The sequence below is a fragment of the Lewinella sp. genome (genome assembly GCF_050633125.1).
Classification (GTDB): Bacteria; Bacteroidota; Bacteroidia; order Chitinophagales; family Saprospiraceae; genus Lewinella.
Genome location: NZ_JBOEFX010000025.1, coordinates 18,568 through 40,880, shown reverse-complemented (window position 1 = coordinate 40,880; position 22,313 = coordinate 18,568). Strand labels below are relative to the sequence as shown.

Annotated in this window: 17 protein-coding genes; 5 read left to right on the top strand and 12 right to left on the bottom strand. The window is 46.0% G+C overall.

From position 1 onward, the window contains the following. Positions 1–9: 9 nt before the first annotated feature. Positions 10–501: a hypothetical protein gene (locus ACRBG0_RS07470; RefSeq protein WP_431486283.1), complete on the bottom strand. Its 492-nt coding sequence runs from the start codon at positions 499–501 to the stop codon at positions 10–12. Positions 502–615: 114 nt separating this feature from the next. Here ACRBG0_RS07470 and ACRBG0_RS07465 point away from each other — a divergent pair, with 114 nt between their 5' ends. Then, a complete protein-coding gene (locus ACRBG0_RS07465; protein ID WP_431486282.1) occupies positions 616–1,041 on the top strand; it encodes a hypothetical protein in 426 nt (141 codons plus the stop codon). 21 nt (positions 1,042–1,062) lie between these two features. On the opposite strand, the gene ACRBG0_RS07460 is transcribed toward ACRBG0_RS07465, so the two are convergent. After that, complete coding sequence (locus ACRBG0_RS07460; RefSeq protein WP_431486281.1) at positions 1,063–1,761, bottom strand: LytR/AlgR family response regulator transcription factor; 699 nt, start codon at positions 1,759–1,761, stop codon at positions 1,063–1,065. Then, positions 1,758–3,482 carry a histidine kinase gene (locus ACRBG0_RS07455; protein WP_431486280.1) on the bottom strand — a complete coding sequence of 575 codons (1,725 nt, stop codon included), beginning with the start codon at positions 3,480–3,482 and terminating at the stop codon, positions 1,758–1,760. Before ACRBG0_RS07455 ends, ACRBG0_RS07460 begins: the two co-directional genes overlap by 4 nt. A gap of 155 nt (positions 3,483–3,637) precedes the next feature. Here ACRBG0_RS07455 and ACRBG0_RS07450 point away from each other — a divergent pair, with 155 nt between their 5' ends. Beyond that, positions 3,638–6,028 carry a TonB-dependent receptor domain-containing protein gene (locus ACRBG0_RS07450; RefSeq protein ID WP_431486279.1) on the top strand — a complete coding sequence of 797 codons (2,391 nt, stop codon included), beginning with the start codon at positions 3,638–3,640 and terminating at the stop codon, positions 6,026–6,028. Positions 6,029–6,097: 69 nt separating this feature from the next. Here ACRBG0_RS07450 and ACRBG0_RS07445 read toward each other — a convergent pair whose 3' ends face one another. From ACRBG0_RS07445 to ACRBG0_RS07420, 6 genes are all read right to left on the bottom strand, one after another. Further along, positions 6,098–7,201, bottom strand: coding sequence for a ligand-binding sensor domain-containing protein (locus ACRBG0_RS07445; protein ID WP_431486278.1), 1,104 nt, complete (start codon positions 7,199–7,201; stop codon positions 6,098–6,100). Positions 7,202–7,312: 111 nt separating this feature from the next. After that, on the bottom strand, positions 7,313–8,140 hold the full coding sequence (locus ACRBG0_RS07440; protein ID WP_431486365.1) for a DMT family transporter: 828 nt from the start codon (positions 8,138–8,140) through the stop codon (positions 7,313–7,315). 149 nt (positions 8,141–8,289) lie between these two features. After that, complete coding sequence (locus ACRBG0_RS07435) at positions 8,290–8,694, bottom strand: hypothetical protein (protein ID WP_431486277.1); 405 nt, start codon at positions 8,692–8,694, stop codon at positions 8,290–8,292. Positions 8,695–8,705: 11 nt separating this feature from the next. After that, positions 8,706–9,683: a succinylglutamate desuccinylase/aspartoacylase family protein gene (locus tag ACRBG0_RS07430; protein WP_431486276.1), complete on the bottom strand. Its 978-nt coding sequence runs from the start codon at positions 9,681–9,683 to the stop codon at positions 8,706–8,708. Then, entirely contained in the window at positions 9,658–10,671 is a 1,014-nt protein-coding gene (locus tag ACRBG0_RS07425) for an ATP-grasp domain-containing protein (RefSeq protein ID WP_431486275.1), read from the bottom strand. Before ACRBG0_RS07425 ends, ACRBG0_RS07430 begins: the two co-directional genes overlap by 26 nt. After that, positions 10,668–11,948, bottom strand: coding sequence for a hypothetical protein (locus ACRBG0_RS07420; RefSeq protein WP_431486274.1), 1,281 nt, complete (start codon positions 11,946–11,948; stop codon positions 10,668–10,670). The genes ACRBG0_RS07425 and ACRBG0_RS07420 overlap by 4 nt, the downstream gene beginning before the upstream one ends. A gap of 373 nt (positions 11,949–12,321) precedes the next feature. Here ACRBG0_RS07420 and ACRBG0_RS07415 point away from each other — a divergent pair, with 373 nt between their 5' ends. The 3 genes from ACRBG0_RS07415 (at position 12,322) to ACRBG0_RS07405 (ending at position 18,251) form a co-directional block, all read left to right on the top strand. Then, positions 12,322–15,039 carry a S8/S53 family peptidase gene (locus ACRBG0_RS07415; protein ID WP_431486273.1) on the top strand — a complete coding sequence of 906 codons (2,718 nt, stop codon included), beginning with the start codon at positions 12,322–12,324 and terminating at the stop codon, positions 15,037–15,039. A 221-nt stretch (positions 15,040–15,260) separates the two neighbouring features. After that, on the top strand, positions 15,261–16,535 hold the full coding sequence (locus tag ACRBG0_RS07410) for a T9SS type A sorting domain-containing protein (RefSeq protein ID WP_431486272.1): 1,275 nt from the start codon (positions 15,261–15,263) through the stop codon (positions 16,533–16,535). Positions 16,536–16,661: 126 nt separating this feature from the next. Then, complete coding sequence (locus ACRBG0_RS07405; RefSeq protein ID WP_431486271.1) at positions 16,662–18,251, top strand: M28 family peptidase; 1,590 nt, start codon at positions 16,662–16,664, stop codon at positions 18,249–18,251. A 152-nt stretch (positions 18,252–18,403) separates the two neighbouring features. Here the strand turns inward: ACRBG0_RS07405 and ACRBG0_RS07400 are convergent, their stop codons facing one another. The 3 genes from ACRBG0_RS07400 to ACRBG0_RS07390 all read right to left on the bottom strand — a co-directional run bounded on the left by ACRBG0_RS07400 (position 18,404) and on the right by ACRBG0_RS07390 (position 21,964). Continuing rightward, on the bottom strand, positions 18,404–18,913 hold the full coding sequence (locus tag ACRBG0_RS07400; protein ID WP_431486270.1) for a GNAT family N-acetyltransferase: 510 nt from the start codon (positions 18,911–18,913) through the stop codon (positions 18,404–18,406). A gap of 99 nt (positions 18,914–19,012) precedes the next feature. Further along, entirely contained in the window at positions 19,013–20,122 is a 1,110-nt protein-coding gene (locus ACRBG0_RS07395; protein WP_431486269.1) for a glycoside hydrolase family 26 protein, read from the bottom strand. A gap of 252 nt (positions 20,123–20,374) precedes the next feature. Then, complete coding sequence (locus tag ACRBG0_RS07390) at positions 20,375–21,964, bottom strand: glycoside hydrolase family 43 protein (RefSeq protein WP_431486268.1); 1,590 nt, start codon at positions 21,962–21,964, stop codon at positions 20,375–20,377. Between the last annotated feature and the right edge of the window lie 349 nt (positions 21,965–22,313).

Here is a 22,313-nt window from a genome sequence, read left to right as displayed (position 1 = left end):
TTATTAAGCTTACTGATTGTGGTGCTTCACTGTTTCCAGTACAAGCGCAACATCGGCCTTGGTGGCCCAGCTGAAATCGAGTTTGGGGCTTGTCCATAATTCGCCATTAGAGGGCTGGATAAAAAACTGCAACTTCCGCTGCCAAGGCAAAGACTTGTAGGTGCCGATCACCTTTACCTGGGTGTCTTTAGCAATGGTGATAGTCCTTTTTTTCTTGGGGTTGTAAAAATACAAGAAGCGTGCGTCTGGCACGTAGAGGTCTATGGCTAACTGTCCTTCGCCTTTTCGTAATTCAAAGAGGGAAGGTTTTTGAAGAAAGTCAAAAACCAGCAGCGTTAATAGCACCGGGAGGCCCACATAACTGGCAAGGTTCTTAATAATCAATGGAGCGCCTTCAAAAAAGGTTCCGTAACCGACCACCAACAGCAATGTTAGTAAGATAATATTCCGGAGACTTGTGTAACGCCTGAACCAGTTTTCGTTAGAGGTGATAATTTTCATAAAGAGAGAGGGGTTTACTTTATAATGCTTTTTTGTATAAAAGATACAGTGGAACTGCCTTTGTTTCTTTGTTGTTGGTCGGTATACTCATAGCATGGATAATTTTTAAATAAAATGGGACAAATACTATTCGCAAATTTTTTAGAGGATAAAAGAGTTTACCAATTGGCAAGACTTTTCTGGCTGCGTCATGTCAAAAACATAGCAGAAGAAAAAGGGCTAGCATTTCACGCTTACCTCAATACGGAAAGTGAATTTGATGGAAATCCTCTTTTCAATGCTTACTTTCCGAGTATAAACAAAGCCATCCGTATTATTCAGGTAGACCCTGCTGAAGCAAGTGCAGACATAGATTTAAAAGCGTGGCTTGACAATATAGCGATTGGTAAAAATGATAAAAACAAAACCACAGAGTTAGTTATTGACACAGTCTTATCTGAAGGTTCTAAATTTCCGGGCAAGCAACTTATCACGCAGTGGATAGAGGGTACAATCACTTCTGATCAAGATATTGAAAATCTTATTTCAAATATTGGTTAGTCTTACCATTACTCTGTCCCCCTACCCAAACCACCGTTTCTTAATTTCCTTGTAGCGCGTCCGTCCGATGGGCAGCAATACTTGGTTGTTTAGGCGTAAGCTGTATTTGCTACCGGGTTCTATCACTATCTCACGTGCTTCCTGCATAGATACCAAGTAGGACTTATGGATGCGTACAAAGTGCTCGGGTAGGAGAAGTTCCAGGTTCTCCAGCGTTTTGTTGTGAATAGCGGTAGAGTCGTCCTTTAAATGAAGTTCGGTATAGACACCTGCCCCTTGGATATAATAGATATCAGCTATTGGAATCAGTGTACGGCGGCCTTTCTTCTGAATAGCGAGGTACTTCAGAGAGCTTGCTGATTTTTCTCTTCTTTGTAAACGTTGGAGCGCTTGCGCCAGGCGTTCTTCGGTAAAGGGCTTGGGCACAAAATCCAGCACACCATACTCAAAAGCCCGGATGGCCTGATCGCGATAAGCAGAAATAATGATGGTAGGAAAGGGTTCGGCAACTACCAACTCCAACACTCCAAAGCCATCTTCCCCATTGAGGTTAAGGTCCAGAAAGAGGAGGTCTATTTTTTGGTTGGCAATGACCTCTTGGCCGGCCCGTAGCTCATCGCAATGTTGGATAGCTTTAATCTCCTGCCCCAGGATACTGCGCAGCATTCGCTCAATCCGGCGTGCGATCCGATGCTCGTCTTCGATGATCAGGATTTTCATACGTGCTGGATTCGGATGATCGTCTGCCAGCCTTCGGCGGTCGGTTCATTGATCAGTTCCCACCGACCTTGGTAGCTCTCTTGCAAGCGGGCTCGGATGTAGCGTGAGCCGGTACCTTGCCCCGCTTTGTTGTTTTTTGCCGCTGTTGAAGCAGGTCTACGCTGCGCCAAGGTGGTGAGGGTGTATTGGCGGTAAGCTGCTGTTGTTTCATAAGTTAATCGAAAGGTTATATTTCCATTTTCATTGGGTAAACCATGTGTCACCCCATTTTCCACGGCTGTATGGATGATAGCGGGTGGGATGATGTCGTTGGGGTCAATCCCTTCTTGCTCCCATAGGTACTTGATCTCTTTGCGGTAGCCCATGACTTTGAGGTGGTTTTTACACAGGCGAATTTCTTGCCTGATAGGGATTTGCTGATAATCGGCAATTTCATTGAGCAGCTCGAACTCATCTGCCAAGGCATGAATAAAAGCGGCTCCCTCTTTGGGCGACTCCTCCACCCAATCTATCAATGACGTCAGCGTATTCATTATAAAGTGAGGCTTGATGTTTTTCTTGAGTAACTCGTTCTTCAGACGTTCCGAACGGACCAAGGATGCCTCGTAAGCTAAACGTTCGTCTTTGCGCTTCAAGCTCATTACATAGAGCATCGTGAGGACAATAATCACAAAAGCAATGAAGATACTCACATCATAAGACGACATATAGTAATAGGGAATCCGTGGCATAAAATTCACTACAATGAAGCAAAGTACCAAGCCGGTCATTACCCACATTGCGCCTTTTTTCTTTTCGTAGATCGCATAGCCAACCAATAAAACTGACCATACCCAAGCCAAGGTTGAATGCTGTCGGGCAATCCAATCAAAATGACTATAGTACTTGTATTCCAGCGTACCGATTACGGCCAAAATGATTCCTAAACCTGCAAGTTTCCACGGAAAATTAAAATGGGTCATAAAAAACAATGGGATCAAAATACCCAGCGAAAAGTGCAGCCCATCGATGACCTCTAAACGCGTACGCTGAAAAGGGTAGGCGTAAACATGGTACAGTTTCAGGTATTCCATGAGAATGAGGCCCATGAAAACAAAACAAATCACACTAAAAATCAGGGTAGCATATTCCTTGGGTTCTGTTGCAAAAAAGAATAGGAAATAGATGGCCGTCAACAAAAAGCAGCCTGCCAGCATAAACATATACTTGCTCACTTGCAGCGACCCGCGAGTAAGCCTAAAGTAATCGTCAAAGAAAACGTAAGAATGCTGACCAGGTTGCTCGAAATCTTTAGTGCTACGCAAAGCTAACACGTGCTCTCCATCTCCTACCAAGCTATCGGGCAACAAGCTGAACCATTGGTAATCGCCCGGTATTTCGAAATAGCCATCTTCTCCGAGTCGGCCATTGGTACCTAAGTAAACGCCATCCCAATAAGCTTCATAAGCAGCAGTAGAAAACACCTGAATACCACACCCTCTACGTATGACTTCCTGCTTGGGGAGTTTTACCTTCATCCGTGACCAAAATATTCCCTTCCCCGTAGGATCTTGGTACTGGCCATCCCAGTGGCTATCATCGTAAGAGAGCTCTTTCCATTCCGTAGAATCGCCCAGCATTACCTCTTGCCACGCGTAAGTAGGGTTGTCTTCCCGCTCTTGGCACGATGATAAAACCACCACCAACAGGATGGGTAAAAGGATATAACAGAGGTTTTTCATACATCAAATATAGGGACATTCTTTGGCCTCCGATGCGCCGTTGGCAAGCGCATAGAGCAGTTGGCAAACTTTTGCTTTTACTTCAAGCAAGAAGCACCGATAATTGTGAAAGTCGCTGGTCAACAACCGACCATTCACGAATAAATACACCCGATATGAAACTGTTCATCCAACTATTCACCTTCCTTTTCTTTCTTCCTCTTTCGCTTTCTGCTCAGGCAGAACCGTCAACGGAAGGTGGGATCATCAAAGGCAAAGTATTTGACGAAAACCGACAAGCTATTGCTTACGCCACCATCAGTATTATGGACACTGAGGGCACCTTGATAACGGGTGGCATCACCGACGAAAAAGGCAAGTTTTCACTCGACAATATCCCCCTGGGGCCTCATACTGTTGAAATTCAGTTTTTGGGGTACCAGGTTTTTCAGGAAGCTTTTGATTTGCAAAAAGACAAGGAAACGCTTGCACTGGAAGACATCTACCTTGCTCCTACAGGGGTAGCGCTCGACGAAGTGGTCGTAACGGCTGAACGTTCGCAGTACAGCCTTCAACTCGACCGAAAAGTGTTCAATGTAGGCAAGGATGTCCTTGCCCAGGGCGCCAACGCTTTGGATATTCTCAACCAAGTGCCGCAAGTGGCAGTAGACCCCAACGGCACCGTTACGCTGCGGGGCAGTAGTCAGGTGCAGATATTGGTGAACGGTCGCCGGACTGGCCTGACGATGAACAATGCTATTGATCAAATTGATGGTGCAAATATTGAACGTATTGAGGTCATCACCAACCCTTCGGCCAGCTTCGACGCCAGTGGTTCGGCGGGGATTATCAATATTGTTTTGAAGAAAAATCAGGACTACGGTTTTAAAGGAGAGTTAGGTGTGACAGTGGGTGCGCCCGCCAACCACATGGTTCGCCCCAACCTGCTCTACAAAGGGCCCAAGCTTAACTTTTTTGCCAATTACCGCTGGCGTTATTCCGACTACAACGGCATTTATACCTCTGATCAGCGGAATTTCTCTGGTAGTGAGATCACCCGATTGGTGAAAGATGAGCGCGAAGATCGCCACGACGATGGGCGTTCTTTCTACGTGGGCGGCGACTACTACTGGAACGATGACAATAGCGTCACTCTCGCCTTTTTTCGGGCCGACACCAAGGATACCGATTTCACCGCCCTAAGTTATGATTTCAAAGAAGAGCAAGCTACCTCTACCCTACTGCGCGAAGGCAACTCGCTGGAAAGGCGCGACTACAACCAGCTAGAAGCCAACTACACCCGTACCTACGAGCAGCCAGGGCAACGGTGGACCATTGATTTTCAGTATGACTTCTGGAACAGTAACAAAGACTGGGAGCTGAGCACTTTTGGGGATCAACTACCCGCAAATGTTGCTACCGGTATCCGCACCAATTCGAAAGCAGGCAGCCGCGACTATGTGCTTTCCACCGACTACTCTTACCCTTTAGGGGAAACGGGCAAGGTGCAGTTTGGCGCTAAACTGGAAAACCGCATCGTCACCAACGACTACCTCGCCGAGAACCAGATAGATGACCAATGGCAGGTATTCCGCGATTTTGACAACGAAGTTGATTATACGGAGGCTATCGGTGCCGCCTATTTGGAATACCAAAACAAAATGGGGGAGATTGAATACAAAGTAGGCTTGCGCAGTGAGTATACCCAAATCGACATTTCAGATGCCGAAAATACTTTCACCCAAAACAAGGAATACCTCAACTTGTTTCCCTCCGCATTTTTATCCTACAACATTAGCGAAAACAGTGGTATCCAGGCCAGTTTTTCACGACGCATCAACCGGCCCAGCTTGTGGAGTCTTTACCCATTCAATGAGGTACGCGACATCAACGTACTCCAAACCGGCAACCCAACCCTCGACCCTACTTATACAAATGGTTATGAACTTACCTTCACCCATCGCCATGATAAATACTCCTTCAATCCGGGCCTTTATTACCGTAGCAGTAGCCAGCCTTTCCAGACTTTCCTTGATCGTACCGAGGATGACCTTTTTGTCTTGCTTCCCATCAATATCGACCAATTACGGGAAACCGGTATAGAATTCACGGCGAGTTACCAGCCTATTGCCGCCTTGCAGTTGAGCACTGATTTCAACTTCTACCACTTCGAAGATGAGGGTAGCTACGAGGGGCAAGACCTCTCTGCCGACGGCACCAGCTGGCGTGCCCGGTTATCTGGCAACCTGCGGCTTCCTAAAGACTTGCGGGTGCAACTCTACTACCTTTATGTAGCGCCTCGCAATGAGGCACAGGTGAGTACACTATCCTTTTCGGAACTGTCTGCGGGCCTGAGCAAATCATTTATGGAGGATAAAATCGGCCTGAGTATCCGCGCGTTCAACCTACTTGATTCCAGCATTCGTCGTTCGGTTGCCAAGACCACGAGTTACGAATTAGAGCAAAGTAGCCGGCGCTACGGTGCTCGCTTTACTTTTACTTTCGTTTACAAATTCAACCAGACGGAGAAAGATCGAATGCGCAATGCGCAGCGGGGGAATAGGTAGAGGGTCTACCCGTTGCTAAATGGCCTGGAGCATTTAGTAACGGGTATCTTTCGGCGAAAGCCTGCTTATTTATTTCCAAGGTCCATTCTTGGTAACATTAAAAAAGGACTCACCATTGAATTGATAAAGGCCACCGCCGCCGCCAACCCAAAGCCGGCCTTCTCTATCTTCATAAATGGCTTGTACGGCCTTGATTCCTAGGCCTTGATTTTCCCTGTAATTGGTAAAGGACGCTCCCTGCCAGCCGCTGGCAAGCAGACGGGCATTGTAGCGATACACGCCAAAGCCTTCAGAACTGAACCAGATATTTCCTTCTTTGTCTTCATAAATAACACAAACTTCATTGTTGCCAATACTATCATTCGCAGTGTAATTGGTAAAGGTCGTGCCATCATACCGGCTTACTCCTCCATGCCTTGTTCCAAACCAGATATCCCCATTGCTATCCTCCATTATGTTGTCAACGCTGTTGTCGGTCAGTCCATCTTCTTCCGTGTATTGGACAAATGATTGACCATCATATTTAAAAGCGCCATAGCCATTTGTGCTAAACCACATATTGCCCGCACGATCTTCTGATATCGACCAAGTAGTCCCTTGGGTGATGAATTCGCCGGTCAATTCTTCAGGATAAGGAAGCTTAAAAGGCGCCCAATTTACCCCATCAAATCGAAATATGCCTGCTACGGAGCCTGCCCAAATATTACCTTTACTGTCCGCGAAGATGCTCCAGAATCGTTGGCCTCCGAAATATTGCTGGTCTGTATAATTGGTAAATTGTTTTCCACCATCCTTGTTACTTGACCAGTCGTATTTCACAATGCCCTGGTCGGTAGCAAACCATATATTTTTCTCGGGGTCCTCTGTGATGCCTGTGACTTGTTGACCATTAAATCCTTGTGCATTGGAGAAATAAGAAACGCTGTCTCCATCATAGTGTGCTACTCCATAACCATTGGTACCCAACCAAAGGTGCCCGTTTTCATCCTCAAAGATATTACGGATGTATTCCGCTATCTGTGAATCAGAATAGGTCTTTATAGCAAAGAGTGATTCGGTGGTTAGTGGGTTATCCTTTGATAAATTTGGCCTTTCTTGCCCACTGCAAGAAGTGGTAAAAACCACTATAAAAAACAACGGATAGATCTGCGTGTATAAATAAGCCTTATTCATTCTTTTTTTACAAAAATATAAGGAAGTATAGTTCTTTGGGTCTAACCAGGTGTAAAGAAGCTGTGAATGAGTTGTGAAATAATAATGCTATAGCAATATTCATATACATTGTTAGTTATTCGGCGAATACTTCTCTTTCCCATAAATATTCAGCACCATTCCGATAACGATAAGAATAATCCCCAGCATAGGTAGCAAGGTGTAACCTTCGCCAAAAAAGAGGTAGCCCAAGATGAGGGCGTACACCAGCTCCATGTACTTGAAAGGTGCCAGCACACTGGCCTCAGAGTGCTTAAAGGCGATGGTCATGAAGACCTGGCCAATAAGGCCAAAAATACCAATGCCAATCACGGAAGGCCACTCACCTGCCAATGGCATACGCCAATATTGGGCAAAACAAAGGCCTACCAGCATACAGACGATCATGAAATAATTGATGATCGTGAGGTAATGTTCTTTATCACTGAGGTAACGAATAAGGACAAATACCATGCCCAGAAAAAAGGCAGAAGTAAGCATGAGACCAAGGCTGAGGTAATCAATTCTGAGGTCAAAGCCTTTGATGATTATTACACCGAGGAAAGCGATGGCGAAGCTGATCCACTGCAAAGGGCTTACTCGCTCTTTGAGGTAAAACCAGGCCAATACAGCTCCGAAAATAGGCCCTAGATAACGAATAGAGACTGCCGACCCCAGCGGGATTCGTTGTAGAGCTATAAAAAATGTCGCCAGAGAAACTACCCCCACCAAAGACCGGGCAAGCAATATTTTAGGGTTGCTGCCGACTATACTTATACGCCGATAAACCATGTAGGGGAAAATAAAAACAAAGGAGCCAAAGGCACGTAAAAACACGACCTGGAGGGGATGCATTTCAGAGAGTTCTTTCGCCATCACATTCATAATAGCAAAAGAAAGGGTCGCAATCAGGATATAGATAATTCCTTTGGAGATAGGCCTTGATTTTAACCGAAGTTCTGAAATCTACACACCGTGAATCAACCTAAAGGCGTGGGAGACAGCGTGTGAAAGCTAGAGATATTGACGCTTATGACGTCAATACCTCTAGCAAGCACTATCAAGAGTGTTTAATCATCAAAGTCATCGCCCGCTTCATCAGCCAATTCATCGCTGAGTTCATCGGTTAATTCTTCGGTATCACCCAAGTCATTGTCATCATTAGCGTTGAGATCATCCAAAAAGTCGAGGTCATCGTACTTGTCGGTGTATTTTGCTTTCGCTTTTGCTTTCAGGACACCATCGTCATCGTAATCATCATCTTCTTCGATGATATTACTCGCCCGAACGGGCGTCATTCGAATCAGGTAGTAATAATCTTCTGTTTCGAAAGGCAGTCCCATTTTACGTTCACCATCTCGGTTGACAAACGAGATCAAGTGTTGACTAAATCCCCGTGGATAGACCAATTTGATTTGTTCGACTACTTCCTCCGGAAGTTTTTCGTAATCCTTAATCACTTTTGGCTTGCTCATGCTCTAAAACTTTATTTATGAATTCCAAGGTGTAATATACGCCCACCTGTTTGATTTACCGGGCTTACGCTTTTGCCAATGACAATGCCATCTGACGGTGCGAGATAATCCTTAATCTTATGGCCAAATATATCTCTAATTGTTGCAATTAGCTGGCCTTTTTTCACTTCTTCCCGTAAATCTACCCAAACGGTGAGTAATCCGCCCACATCGGTATAGATCCAAAAAGAAGACTTACATAAAACGGTAGGTTTAGCAGGTATTTCTATTTCATCGTCTACCATTTTCAGGTGACAAAGGACATTGTGTATTCCCGTAATACCACTGCGAATCAATCGTTTCTGGAAGGTATTCGGGTTACCAACCTCCAAGGTTATCGCTGGAATGTCCATTTCTGCTACGGCCCCGCGCAAGGTACCATCCGAAGCGGGGTTATGCACAATAATGTCTGCATTTTGCAGCATTGCCAACTTATTCACTACCGGATGATCCATGTCGGCACGAATATAATAAGAATTGACTCTTCCTTGACTAGCTGTGTGCAAATCGAGTAAATAATCGAAGTGTTTCACTAGGCGATCAATAAAACGGTAGGCATAAACTTGGCTTACGTTACCACTTTCTTTGCCGGGCATAATATGGTTGAGGTCGACACCATCATTGAATCTCCGGCTTTTACGAATAAAAGAAGGTACGTTTACCACCGGCACGCCAACGATGGTTCCACTCAACTCCTCAATTTCTACCTCATTAAACAGGCGCTGAATAACCGGAATACCGTTTAGTTCATTACCGTGCACAGCAGCGGTGAGTCCTAAAACGGGACCATCTTTCAGGCCACGAGCGACCATGACCGGAATACAAATAGGGTTGGCAAAACCATCCGAGATGATTTTTAGCCAATAATTGCGCTTGGTACCCCGGGGAGTATCTTCCAGATTGAAATCCAAAATCATCGGCAGGTTATCCTGCATAGTGGGCATCAGCATACTGAAATATTTTATCTATTGTTGGTTGAATAACGGGGCGGCCCGTTTGTTGTTCGGCTTGCGGAAAACCTCCAATACTGAGGGTGTTAACTTCCGAAAGCACTCGTTTACCTTCATCATCCACCAAGGTATCAGCACCATAAATAAGGATGCCCGCTTGTTGAAGTTTGGGGTTTATTGTTGCAATGATTGCTTCTTCATCCGGCGTCACCTCTGTGGGTACCGAAGTACCTCCCTGGGCAACATTGCACAGCCAGGAATCCGGTGCAGGTAACCGTAGTGATGCTGCCATAATCTGGCCGCCTACCACAATAATTCGTTTATCACCTTGGCTTACATTCTTCAAGAATTTCATGGCCAACATCCCATCCGTTTGAAGGATATCTTCTATTTCTTTCAAATAGGTCGCCGTATCGTGGATAGTCGTTCCGTCGTCCAGCTTGTCACCGTCAATTTTTAGTAATCCACGCCCGCCATATTCCTTTAAAGGTTTCATTACGATGGGAAACTTGGCTGCAAAGTTCAGCACATCAGCCGTGGAATGGCACAAACGCATGGAAGGACTTACTTCCGGGAAATTGAGTAAAAACTGCTTGGTGCTCGTCTCCAAAATCCCACGAGGGTGGTTTACAATGGCTTTTCCACCCAAAAGATCCGCCAACCAAGTCAGGAATTCATCACTGATAGGACGGGGCAGCCGTAAGAAGACGAGGTCATAATCCTGCGGGCTAACCGTCTTGAGGTTTTTTACCAGATGGTCGCCATTTATGGTATAGGAAAAAGAATCGGTGACCGTAGCCGCCTCTAATTCTTGTCCTGTTTGTCCATTAAAAAACGGATCATTTCCAGCCCACGATCGGCTGGCAATATCAATCCCCGCACAACGGGGATGAGTACGCATTTGCCGCAGCAAAGCGTAGATAGAATTTTCGGCACTATGCCCTCGATGGTCTGTCAGGACGAGTACCTTGTATTGTGCTTTTATCATAACATAATTTCATCCAGTAGCGTCTGGTCATTGTTCAATGACTTGAAAAGACGCATCCGAAATTTACCTTTACTATTGTAGAGGGTTTTACACATTTTATCAATAGCAATAGTGGACAATACGGTTTGAATATAAGCCTCTATAAGGTCATCAAGACCAAGCCCCAGTTTATTAAAATCCCGTCGGTCCATCAACATTAGACGATTGGTATCCGAGCCCCATTCATTTTCTGCGTGCTTGATAGAAAGGTTAGTACCAAGCATGCTCCACGAATCGCTACCACTGCTGATCTGATCCGCGAGGGGTTCTGCTGCCCGGCGCGAATAGACACACAATGGTTTGATACCGTCTTTGGTACTGCTCACCATTAGACGAAGATCAGTTACATAAGTTTCTCCTTTTGCGGTAGGAATTGTACCAACGTGGTAAAACTTACCTGCACTACTGGTAGAGCTCCAATTGTAGTTGCCAATCAAGCTTTGTACGATGAAGCGCTTGTATTCCATATCCAGCTCCATAAAGCTGTCTAACTCCTGTTCACTAATGATCGTGTAAACGCCCTGTCCTGCATTACTGTAGGGAATCTTTATTACTGCTTGGCCCCCTAGTTTTTGCACCCATAGCGGGATTTCTTCTCTGCTAACATCCCAGATCGTTTCCGGGATATTGATTTTCAACCCACACTCTCGCAACTCTGTATTGTAAATATCGTAAGCTTTGGCCGCTACCATCTTATTACGCCCTCCAGCCAAGCAAGCCACAATAGGGTTGAGCAACTTGGTTTTACACTGTAGTGGAAGTCGGTTCCAGGGTTTTTGGGTAACATAGCGAAAAGCAGCCCGTAGCGGCACCCATTCGCCGCCCTGTTTAACGTATACCCAGTCTTCTTCAATTTTAATGTGGGTATTAGCTTCTCCTTTATAATAAGGAATGAGCAAAACCTCTTCCTCCATAACATCTGCAATAACGGCTGCATAACCGGAGGTCTCCATGAAGTTCTTATCATAGATCAGGCCAAGTCTACCTTCTCCCATACCTTTTTTCTTTTTCAACAAAGGCTTGAAGGTACGTTCAATGAGGAGGCGATAAGAGCCGTCTTCCTTATTGTCATCCAGGAGTGGCATCGACTTTTGTCCAGAAGGGCAAGAGTTGTTTTCAAGGATGACCATCTGTCGTTTTCCTGTAGCAGAAGTAGCATTGATCAAATCCGCGCCACTCCACAGAAAATATTTACACTCATAGTCCAGGACTTCTTCCAATTTTGCTCGTTTCACCATTGGGTGAAGATGACAATAGCGAGTGATAATCCTCTCTTTGGAAAGATTAAGGAAAAAACTCACCATTGGATGAATAGTAGCATTGAGTGCTTTAGGGTACCAATGGTTCTCGCTACGAAAGCTTCCAGGTTGGACTGGCTGTATGTTGGATGGATTTTCGATAATAAAATGTTTTAGTTGGGAATAGGGAATAGCAAATTTTCCGCAAATATGTTCGCTTTATCCCAAGTAAACTAGTGAAAATAAAAATCGTCGTTATTTTTTTCCCATACGATCGTGAATATCACACCAGCCCTTATTTGGAAGAGAGAGATCGCATTTTTGAAGCATAGAATTTGAACATCACTATTAATTACTTCAAACATATACGACCATGCGATTTCTAACTATTCTCTTTTTCTTTCTTTCTTCTTTATCTCTGGCCACAGCACAAGCTTTTGTTGCCCCTCAACTTACCGAAGCACTGAATTTAGGCCAGCCTTTAGAAGTAGTCGTAACCTTTCACGGAGATGATGCTCCTAGTATTGCTAACCTTGGCTTACTTGAATCTATTGGAATCACCCAAGGAGCTACCTTGCAATCACTACCTATTGCAGGTGTGATCGCTACCCCAACACAAATTAACACGCTCGCTGCTAACCCCAGTGTACGTTCTTTGTTTTTGAATTATGATATCGATTACGAAAACAATCGTGCGACAGCAATTACCGGTGTTGACCAATTAAGGACCGACCCTATCATCACCGCTCAGAATGGGGGTTTGCCCGTATCAGGCAGGGGGATAGGAGTCATCGTTAACGATAGCGGTGTAGATGGCACCCACCCTGATCTGGAATTTGGTGCTAACCTGGTTCAAAACGTTGCAGCCCATGCCAATCTCAATTCCTATTCTGGTATTTTGCCTTATACGCCTATTGAAGACGTACCTAATACCGACGCTGCCGGAGGGCACGGCACCCACGTAGCAGGTATTGTAGGAGGCACTGGCATGGCATCACAGGGCCTTTATGAAGGAGTAGCCCCTGGCGCCGACCTTATTGGCTACGGTGCAGGTGCAGCAGTAGCATTGCTTGATGTCCTTTCTGCCTTTGATTATGCTATTGTCAAGCAATTCCAGTATGGTATCCGGGTAGTGACCAACTCATGGGGTACAACCAGCGATGCAGGCACAGATTTCAACCCTGCTGATCCTATCAACGTTGCCACAAAAAAATGTACAGATCGTAATATTGTAATTGTATTCTCGGCGGGCAACTCTGGTGCTTCCTCGGGAACGATAACAGGAAACTATAAAAAAGCCCCTTGGGTAATTTGTGTTGCTGCCGGCGACAAGCAGGGGCGTCTGACGGATTTCTCTTCACGTGGTCGTGCCGACGTAGGCGGCACAGTGGTCGTTGATGGTCAGACTTTCACTTGGGAGGATCGCCCTACGGTCACTTCGCCAGGAAAAGCAATTATTTCTACCAGAGCTATTTCTCCTATTGGTGTATTGGGTACCCCCGACGATATTGAAACAATAGAACCTGCCCACCTGCCTTACTATACGACACTTGATGGCACCTCTATGGCAGCACCTCACGTAGCTGGTATTGTAGCACTGATGCTGGAAGCAGACCCCACGCTAAACCCCTACGAAGTAAAAGCTATACTACAACAGACGGCTACTAACATTCCTGGCCGTGCAGGTTGGGAAGTAGGCGCAGGCTACGTAAACGCTTATGCTGCGGTAAACACCATTTTTGGCAATGCCAGCAATTACGGAAGCACTTTAAATATCAATCGCAACTTTAACAGTAATGTATTAACAGCAAGTACTACGGAAAACTTTACTGTAGAGTACCTCCCTGGCGATACCGAACAACTTACTTTTGAAGTAGCTTCGGGTACGACGACACTGGAAGCCAAGACCGTTATTGGTGGTGTATTGGGTGAAACCGGCAACCTCTTGAACTTAGTGCTATTCTCACCTAGTGGACAACGTTATAGTGCAGGTATTCCTGTAACCTTTACGTTGAGTGTTGGACGCGGCGTAGCTGTAGCCAGCCCCGAAGCCGGTACCTGGACGCTAAGCATTGAAGGATTAAATGGCTTGGCCTTACCTGAAACCGTAGAGGGGACTATCACCCAAAGTGTTATTTCCGGTGCTACCGGGCTGGATGATGTAAATGGTCATGCCAACGAGGCATCTATTCGCCTGGCAGTGAGTAACCGCTTGATGGACAGCAATGGTAATAATTTTGAACCAGAAGCTTTATTAACCCGCTTGGAGCTCGCCGATTACCTAATGATGGGCCAAGGTGTTCGTCAGTACCTTTCTCCAACCGGTACACTACAATTTCCTACGCTGAATGGCAATGCCAGCTTACTAGCCGAATCCGTAATGGCTATCGGTGCTGCTTTGCGGGATGGGGAGCTAAACAATAGCCCCTTGATGACAAGTGCCACCAATGGTTTTGAGGTAAATGGTACCGTAACACGCGCCGAACTAGCCTACACCCTGGCTCAATGTCTCGGCTTAGAGGACTATGCCAACTCTCTCGCTAACGACCCTATCACTGTAAACGTTGATGGCGAAACCATTGACGTAGAAGATGCAAACGACATCCCTACAGCCTTACGCGGACACGTACAAGCTGCCCTGAACCTTAATTTGATCAATGTTTACTACTCCATTACTCAAAATCCTTTTGGTTTAGGATTTACCATTCACGCACACTTTCAGCCAAATGCGGAGATCAGTCGTGTCGAGTTTGCAGTAATTGCTACCCGTACTTTTGACCAGTGGGTAAACCCTACCCAGAATTTTACTGTTCCACAAAGCGACACTTCTGGCGCTGGTTTTGAGCTAAGTGTCTACCCAAATCCTACAACTGACCGCTTATTTGTAAAAACCAACATGTTGGATAACGAAACATCAGGCAAAGTAACTCTCCTCAACAATGGTGGGCAGGTAATTTACCAAAACCAGACACTGCTTTTCCCTTACGGGGAAATACAATTAAACGTAGCTTCTTATCCTAAAGGTCAGTACTTTTTACGCCTGGAGACCGAAGCTGGTGAGCAGTATACCAAAACCATTGTACTGAATTAAATCAGGACGGATAGAACACAAATTTAACGGATTGAATAGGATTTTCACGGCTTTAAAGTTCGTATAAACCCTATTCAATCCGTCATATCCGTGGCTCATCCAGTCAACTAGTGCCTTAGGCACTAAATGTTCGTACTAAACGAACGAAGGATAGGCCAAAGGTGACACAAGGATTATTATACAGCATGCTATGGCAAAATCTAGCTCAGAAATGTACTACTATGAAATATCTTTTCGCGGTTCTTATTACGCTCCTTTTTCAGCAAACCATCATTGCCCAAGACAACTTCAACGAAGATTTCGACCTCAATCTTGGCACACTCAACAACCAGAATCAATGGAGCGGCAATGCTAACTTTCAAGTGATTACTGATGCTATGACGCTCGCCGATTACCCGCAAAACAACGCCGACGGGCAGGTCTTGCAATTACAGAGTAGCGGTGGAAATATTGGTCGCGACAACTTATTAGCAACCTCTTTTGCCAGTGGTGCTGCCTACCTGTCTTTCCTGGTTCGAATTGACAATGAGAGCCAGCTACCTACTTTTCCTGATTATCAAATGGCGGTAGAAAAGGAGGCCTTCGCGAGTACTTTTGCCGGATTTGGTTTTTATAAAGACCAGTTAAATGGTGTGATAAAAGCCGCCTTAACGACGCAGTCCATAGCCGACCAAGTTACCAGCGTTGCTACTTTTGCTGAAGCTACCGTCTACCATGTGGTTTTGAAATACGAGTTTGTAGTCGCAGGCAACGACCTTCTCAAGGTGTACATCAGCCCTGACTTCATGCCTCAAGAGCCAGCTTCGCCAGCTTTAACAACCACTGTGAATGGAACAGGTTTGCCTGATCAAATCGGTCGTATTTTGATCAATGCCCCAGCAGCTAGTAGTAACATGATGGTTGTAGATGGAATACAACTTGGCAACGTCTGGAATGGCGTTTTTGACCTCAGCCTGCTTCCTGTAGAACTTTCTGAGTTCCGTGGAGAAGTCACAGACAATGGCACTCAGCTTTACTGGCAGACCCGCACAGAACACAACAACCAATCTTTTATGGTTGAACGCAGTATTGATGGCAAAAGCTTCAATACCATCGGCGAAGTAGCTGGTAGCGGTGATAGTCAGCACACCATTAACTATCAATTTACGGATACTAACCCTGATTTTGGAATGAATTATTATCGCCTTACCCAAATTGATTTTTCGGGAGAGCGCAGTCAGAGTGAAATCATTGCCCTAAATAGCACAACTAAACTTATACGAATCAACCTCTACCCCAACCCTACTAGTAGTTTTCTTACTGTTGATTCTCAAAACATCGATGCTGATAATATCTCCATCCGCAGAAGCGACGGAACTATCATGCCCCTATACCTTCAAGAACAATCTACCTACCATACACTGATCGATGTACGCAACTATGAACCAGGATGGTATGTAGTTGAAGTACATAACAGCCAAACGGGTTCCTTCCGAGAGGTCTTTATTGTGCAATAAGTCGTTAGTATCCTTCCTTCTACTGATTACCTGCCCCGTTTCACTTCTCTTTCCATTTCCATTTCCGATTTTACCCTAACTTTAGGAGGTTTAACACCATTGTTTCACTTGACTTAATCATGCATTATGACTAATCGCTTACTAGTGCTCGTATTTTTGTTGACCTCGATCTTCACCATGGCTACTGCCCAGGAAGAGGTGAACAAGGACATCAACGATCTGATCCGCAAACATGGTCTGGACCAAAGCCAAGCTATGGAAATTGCGGGCTGGATCACCGATGTCTACGGCCCGCGACTGACTGGCTCGCCAATGCTGGACAAAGCTACCGAATGGGCCCAGAATACCCTCACTGAATGGGGTATGGCCAACGTACATCTGGAAAGCTGGGGCCCTTTTGGACGTGGCTGGGAAATGACTCATTTTGAAATGCACGCCAACGGGCCCGGCTACTGGCCGATCATTGCCTACCCCAAAGCTTGGTCTCCTTCAGTAAAGGGCACCGGAGAGGTCATCTACCTCCAGGCAAATAAAGAAGAAGACCTGGCCGCTTACAAAGGAAAACTGAAAGGGAAGTTTGTGTTGTTCGACACGACGCGCCAAGTGGAGGAACTCTTTGAGCCAGCCGCTAGAAGACATGATGCCGAAAGCCTGTTGGAACTGGCGAATGCTCCTGAACCCACCCCACGTCCACGCCGCAATTATCGTGATCTAAGTGGCTTTACTTTCAACCAGAAGCTCTGGCAATTTCTTGGCGAAGAACAGCCTTTGGCTGTTTTGACCCGGAGCTACAAGGGCGATCTGGGTACCGTATTTGTATCCGGCGCCCGGACGGCGGAAGGCAGAGCCCAAAATGTGGATCGCGAAGTAGTGCCTCAATTCACTTTGGCGGTAGAGCATTACAATCGAATTTTCCGAAACCTCCAGCGCGGTATCCCCATACAGCTCAGTGTCGAGCTGGAGGCTCACTATACCAACCCGGACGGGATGGAGCACAACATCATCGCTGAGATTCCCGGAACCGATTTGAAAGACGAAGTGGTCATGTTTGGTGCTCACTATGACTCTTGGCATACTGGCACCGGCGCTACCGACAACGGCGCTGGCTCTACGGTGATGATGGAAGCAGCCCGCATTTTACTGGAAACGATTAAGGAAAGTGGTATCCAGCCCCGCCGTACCCTACGCTTGGCGCTATGGACGGGCGAGGAGCAGGGCTTGTTTGGATCCCGTGGCTACTCCAGAGAACATTTTGCGGAGTTTCCACCTGATAACAATACGCCACAAAGCTTGAAACCCGAGCAGGAAAAAATCTCTGCCTACTACAATCTGGACAACGGTACTGGTAAAATCCGGGGTGTTTATATGCAAGGAAATGCCGCTGTAGCGCCCATTTTTCGGGCCTGGCTGGAGCCTTTCAAAGATTTGGACGCTAGCACGCTGAGTTTGTCCAATACTGGCGGCACGGATCACCTGGCCTTTGATGCTGTTGGTATCCCCGGCTTTCAGTTTATCCAAGAGCCTATGGCTTATTTTGCGCGTACCCACCATTCCAACATGGATAATCTGGATCATCTGGTAGAAGCCGACCTGGCCCAAGCAGCTACCATCATTGCTTCTTTTGTATTCCATACAGCCATGCGGGATGAGATGATACCGCGGAAGCCTTTTGAATTGGAGACAACGGCAGAGGATAACGGTACTAGCGAAAAATAAAGGAGCGTAGAGACATGCGTCAGCATGGATTTTGATGATCATCAAAATCCGTGCTGACCAACCACATAATTTATATGCTATAGCCTGTCAAATCAGGCCGAATTTTGGCTAAGGCCTGAAAGTGTCATACGCTTTTATCATCAGCTTACTACCTACGGCAACAATCCATACTTCACCTCATCAAATACCTTACCATTCTTGAGTACTGCTGCTTTTGCTACGCCTTCTTTTTCAAAACCATTTTTTTCCAACACCCGCATAGAAGCCACGTTGTAGTCATATACTGATGCAAAAATTCGCCGCAGGTTCAGTTTCTGAAATCCTATTGAAATCATCTCCTTTACCGCAGCTGATGCTAAGCCGAGCCCCCAATAAGGTTCTCCGATCCAGTAGCCCAGCTCTGCGGTACCTTCGTAGACATCCTGCCCGGGATGTAATCCGATTACCCCAGCCAATGTGCCATCTAATGTAATAGCTCGAATAGTAGGGCCATCGGGGCTACTGGCCAGGAGGATAAACTCATCCGCATCCTCTTCTGTATAGGGGTGAGGCATCCGGTTGCGGACATTGTTCCAAATATTTCTGTTGTTTGCCAAAAGGGCAAAAGCTTTGCGGTCGGATGCCTCTAAGGGACGAAGGGCTATTTTGTTATCTTCTATCATTCTACTAAAGTATTCGTATTGGCCATTAACGTTCTACTCGATAGCAATAGTTCCCTCCAAATTAGTGCTTTTGTGGTTCTATTATTACAAACGTCTTCTCTATTCGCTATCATTTTCCAGCCCCCACAATTCATCAAACAACATAGGCGAGGCTTTAAGGTAATTGGCTTTACCCGTTTCCTCCAACCATCGTTCACTAATCATCTCACTGCTCTGCAATCGCGCATCAACATCCTGGAAAGTGGGGTTATCAAACCACATTCGGTGCGATTTCCAATGGCAATTGATATAACTTACCGCTTTTACAACATCAGGATTATCACTAACGGTTTTAAAAAAGGGCACAAACCAATGCTCCCAAGCCTCCTCTGCTTTCGCTGGATCAGAAAGAATGGTCTCCTTCGTTTTGCCATCCGTTTTGGTGGTGGCAGTAGAAATGGTGGGAGTAGCTTCCGCAATAAAAACAGGTTTGCCATGCTGGCGGGCAAACTCCACCATATTGGCTTCCTCCCAGCGGGAAAAGAAAGAGTAGGCACACCAGTCAACATACTCATCACCTGGGTACCATGATGCTAACAAATCTAAAGGCTCATCGGCTCCGTGCGACTGCCAGACGTAGGCGACATTGGTCACCCCCATCTCATCGTACCTGTCTTTTATTCGCCGAAAGGCCGTGATGAAATCTTCCCGATTATAATGATTCCATGAGCCACTAAACTCATAACCTATTCGTAAAAATACCGGCCGCGGGTGCAATGATTTCAGCCATTCCCCAAAACGGTCTACCATCTCATCTTGCTCACCGCGGGCAATCTCTCCTTCATGATTGACCATCCAAAAGCCAATCGCCAGGGCAGAATGTTTAAAATCTTCATCGCCCAACTGAAGCGACATGTTATTATCACTATCGCCCCAATCATCGGTTTCCCAAATGCCATCCAAGCCTTTCATCACGTAGCCAAAAGAGGTATCACCGGGGGAGATGCCCGAATACATGGTAAAACCTCCTGGTGTGGGAAAGTGATCGAAATAGCCGTCATTGTAATCTTCCAAACCACCTACCGATTCCAGGTCTTGACCTACAAAGAGGATACATTTCCCATCGGCGGGTTCAAATTTCGCCAGGGCGCGTACTTCTTCCGTTGGCTCCGAAGAGGTGTTTTCTTCTACCGGTTGATTAGGCTGACAGCTGCTTAACAGGATTAACAACCCGAAAGCGAGGTTTTTTTTAACACATAGCCACATAGTTCTTTTTTTGTATTACTTAATTTTTATCACAGAAACAGGGAGTATCCCCAATAGTGTGTCTCGCGCAGAGACGCAGAGACGCAGAGTTTTTTATTACTGGTTATCAAGTAGATACATTTCGACAGTTTTAGTTAGACACAGTTGACTGGACACTTTCCGGAAACAGCACGAAAACACATTGCCACATCATTTTTTCGGAAGGCCATTTCGCCGTTATGTCGTAATACTTTGATACTCAAACCAGGCGAAATCTGCGTAATGGTTCTGGCCACTTAGGTCTTGACAGCATAGGCCAACAAAAGCCCCCGTGAAGGCCGGGCGATAGCGATTGGTTTCATCACGCACGTAATCATCCGACAAGATACTGCCGTCTAATACCGGGCCACAGCGTTGCCAACCAGCCCCATCCAGCGCGTAAAAACACTGTATAGCCGAACGTTGCCATAGCAATTTCAACCTGATTTCGCCCTCGTCTGGCAAGGGTACCGGAACTGTCAGCATCTCTTCAGTAACATATTTATCACAGCGCAACAGTTGTAGCTCACGGCCTCCCTGGTCAGTTCCTTGTACCAGTAAATAGTACCAGTGATAAGTATTGTAATAAGCGACCAAGCCCGCCATTTGCTGGAAACTTCGGGGCTGAAAATCAAGCGCCGTAGCCACTTCTGTATTAAAATGCTGTAATCGCCGAGCCAGTAGACTTTGACGATGCAAAGAACTCAACGATTCCTGCCCATAAAGGCGGAGAAAACCTGGGCGGTCTGCTAACGTACACCAATCTTCTGTAATCGGAATACGCAAAGACTGAAAGTTGATATCAAGGGACTTCGTCGTAAATGCTATCCGTGTATCGCTTGATACCGAGTGGTTTCCCTTCTCTGTTGATAAGGGAATATTTTCCCTGACCAGCTTATTTCCTTGCTTTAATTGTGGCCATTCATTGTGCCAAACAACCTCCTCCAGCACTGTTTCCCTACCCAATATACAGCGCCCTTTGCGAGAAAGCGGACGCCCCGCGAGGGCAACGATATACCAGTCTCCAACTGCGGATTCCACTAAATCGGCGTGACCCGTTTTCTGAAAAGGAGCTTCGGGATTACCCCTTGCCGTCATGATGGGATTATTGGGATGAACCTCGTAAGGACCTAACAAATGCCGAGAACGCGCCATGCTCACAGCGTGCCCGTATTCGGTGCCTCCTTCCGCAGTGATGAGGTAGTAATAGCCGTTGCGTTGGTAAAGGTGTGGCCCTTCGGTAAGCCCCAATTCCGTTCCCGGAAAAATAGCCTGTGCAGTGCCGATTAACCGCTGTTCCGCAACAGAGAATTCTTGCAAAACAATGCCCCCGAAAAACTTCCCTTTCCGGTGATCGACCAGCATACTCAGGTAGTATTTCTTGCCACTGCTATCATGGAACAGAGAGCCATCAAAACCACTACTACTGAGAAAAATGGGCTCCGACCAATCGCCTAGGATATCTTGCGTGGTCACCAAATAGTTCGGGGTGTCTTTCCAGACGCCTTGAAAGGATTTCACATTGGAATAGACCAAATAGAAGGTCCCATTATCGTAACTCAAACAAGGTGCCCAAACGCCACCACTATCCGGCACGCCCAACATATCCAACTGCGACTTTCGGTTCAGCGGCCGCGACACCAACTCCCAGTTTATCAAATCTCGCGAGTGATAAATTTGTACACCAGGAAACCACTCGAAGGTAGATGTTGCAATGTAGTAATCCTCTCCTACCCTAATAATCGAAGGATCTGGATTAAAGCCTCGCAGTATAGGGTTTTTGATCATTAGAAATTGATTTTTAGCAGGGCTTGTAAGAAAACGTCGCTGCCTAACTATTACATGACGTAGGTCTAACAAACTCTTATAACGAATGCCTTAGGCACTAAATGTAATCTTAGCTTGAGCTTTGGCATAGCCATTCCTTCGGAGCAGCCCTACGGTTGTTTAGGATCAAAAAACACCTCGGAGAGGTGGAATATTGGAGAAAATCTTAATTTCCAACATTATCGCTCATGTTAGTTTCCGAACTATCCCGCTGGTCTCCCGGCCAGCAATCAGCTTTACCCCATCTTACGCTGGTCAGGAGGCCAGAAAGATAAAGTATCGTAGTCTGGAGACTACGACAAGCCTACAT

Bases quoted from the DNA above. Each gene is read 5' to 3' on its own strand.
- ACRBG0_RS07420 (WP_431486274.1), bottom strand. From the start codon at position 11,948: ATGGTGAAACGAGCAAAATTGGAAGAAGTCCTGGACTATGAGTGTAAA.
- ACRBG0_RS07435 (WP_431486277.1), bottom strand. From the start codon at position 8,694: ATGAGCAAGCCAAAAGTGATTAAGGATTACGAAAAACTTCCGGAGGAA.
- ACRBG0_RS07430 (WP_431486276.1), bottom strand. From the start codon at position 9,683: ATGCTGATGCCCACTATGCAGGATAACCTGCCGATGATTTTGGATTTC.
- ACRBG0_RS07465 (WP_431486282.1), top strand. From the start codon at position 616: ATGGGACAAATACTATTCGCAAATTTTTTAGAGGATAAAAGAGTTTAC.
- ACRBG0_RS07410 (WP_431486272.1), top strand. From the start codon at position 15,261: ATGAAATATCTTTTCGCGGTTCTTATTACGCTCCTTTTTCAGCAAACC.
- ACRBG0_RS07415 (WP_431486273.1), top strand. From the start codon at position 12,322: ATGCGATTTCTAACTATTCTCTTTTTCTTTCTTTCTTCTTTATCTCTG.
- ACRBG0_RS07455 (WP_431486280.1), bottom strand. From the start codon at position 3,482: ATGAAAAACCTCTGTTATATCCTTTTACCCATCCTGTTGGTGGTGGTT.
- ACRBG0_RS07390 (WP_431486268.1), bottom strand. From the start codon at position 21,964: ATGATCAAAAACCCTATACTGCGAGGCTTTAATCCAGATCCTTCGATT.
- ACRBG0_RS07425 (WP_431486275.1), bottom strand. From the start codon at position 10,671: ATGATAAAAGCACAATACAAGGTACTCGTCCTGACAGACCATCGAGGG.
- ACRBG0_RS07400 (WP_431486270.1), bottom strand. From the start codon at position 18,913: ATGATAGAAGATAACAAAATAGCCCTTCGTCCCTTAGAGGCATCCGAC.
- ACRBG0_RS07450 (WP_431486279.1), top strand. From the start codon at position 3,638: ATGAAACTGTTCATCCAACTATTCACCTTCCTTTTCTTTCTTCCTCTT.
- ACRBG0_RS07470 (WP_431486283.1), bottom strand. From the start codon at position 501: ATGAAAATTATCACCTCTAACGAAAACTGGTTCAGGCGTTACACAAGT.
- ACRBG0_RS07405 (WP_431486271.1), top strand. From the start codon at position 16,662: ATGACTAATCGCTTACTAGTGCTCGTATTTTTGTTGACCTCGATCTTC.
- ACRBG0_RS07460 (WP_431486281.1), bottom strand. From the start codon at position 1,761: ATGAAAATCCTGATCATCGAAGACGAGCATCGGATCGCACGCCGGATT.
- ACRBG0_RS07445 (WP_431486278.1), bottom strand. From the start codon at position 7,201: ATGAATAAGGCTTATTTATACACGCAGATCTATCCGTTGTTTTTTATA.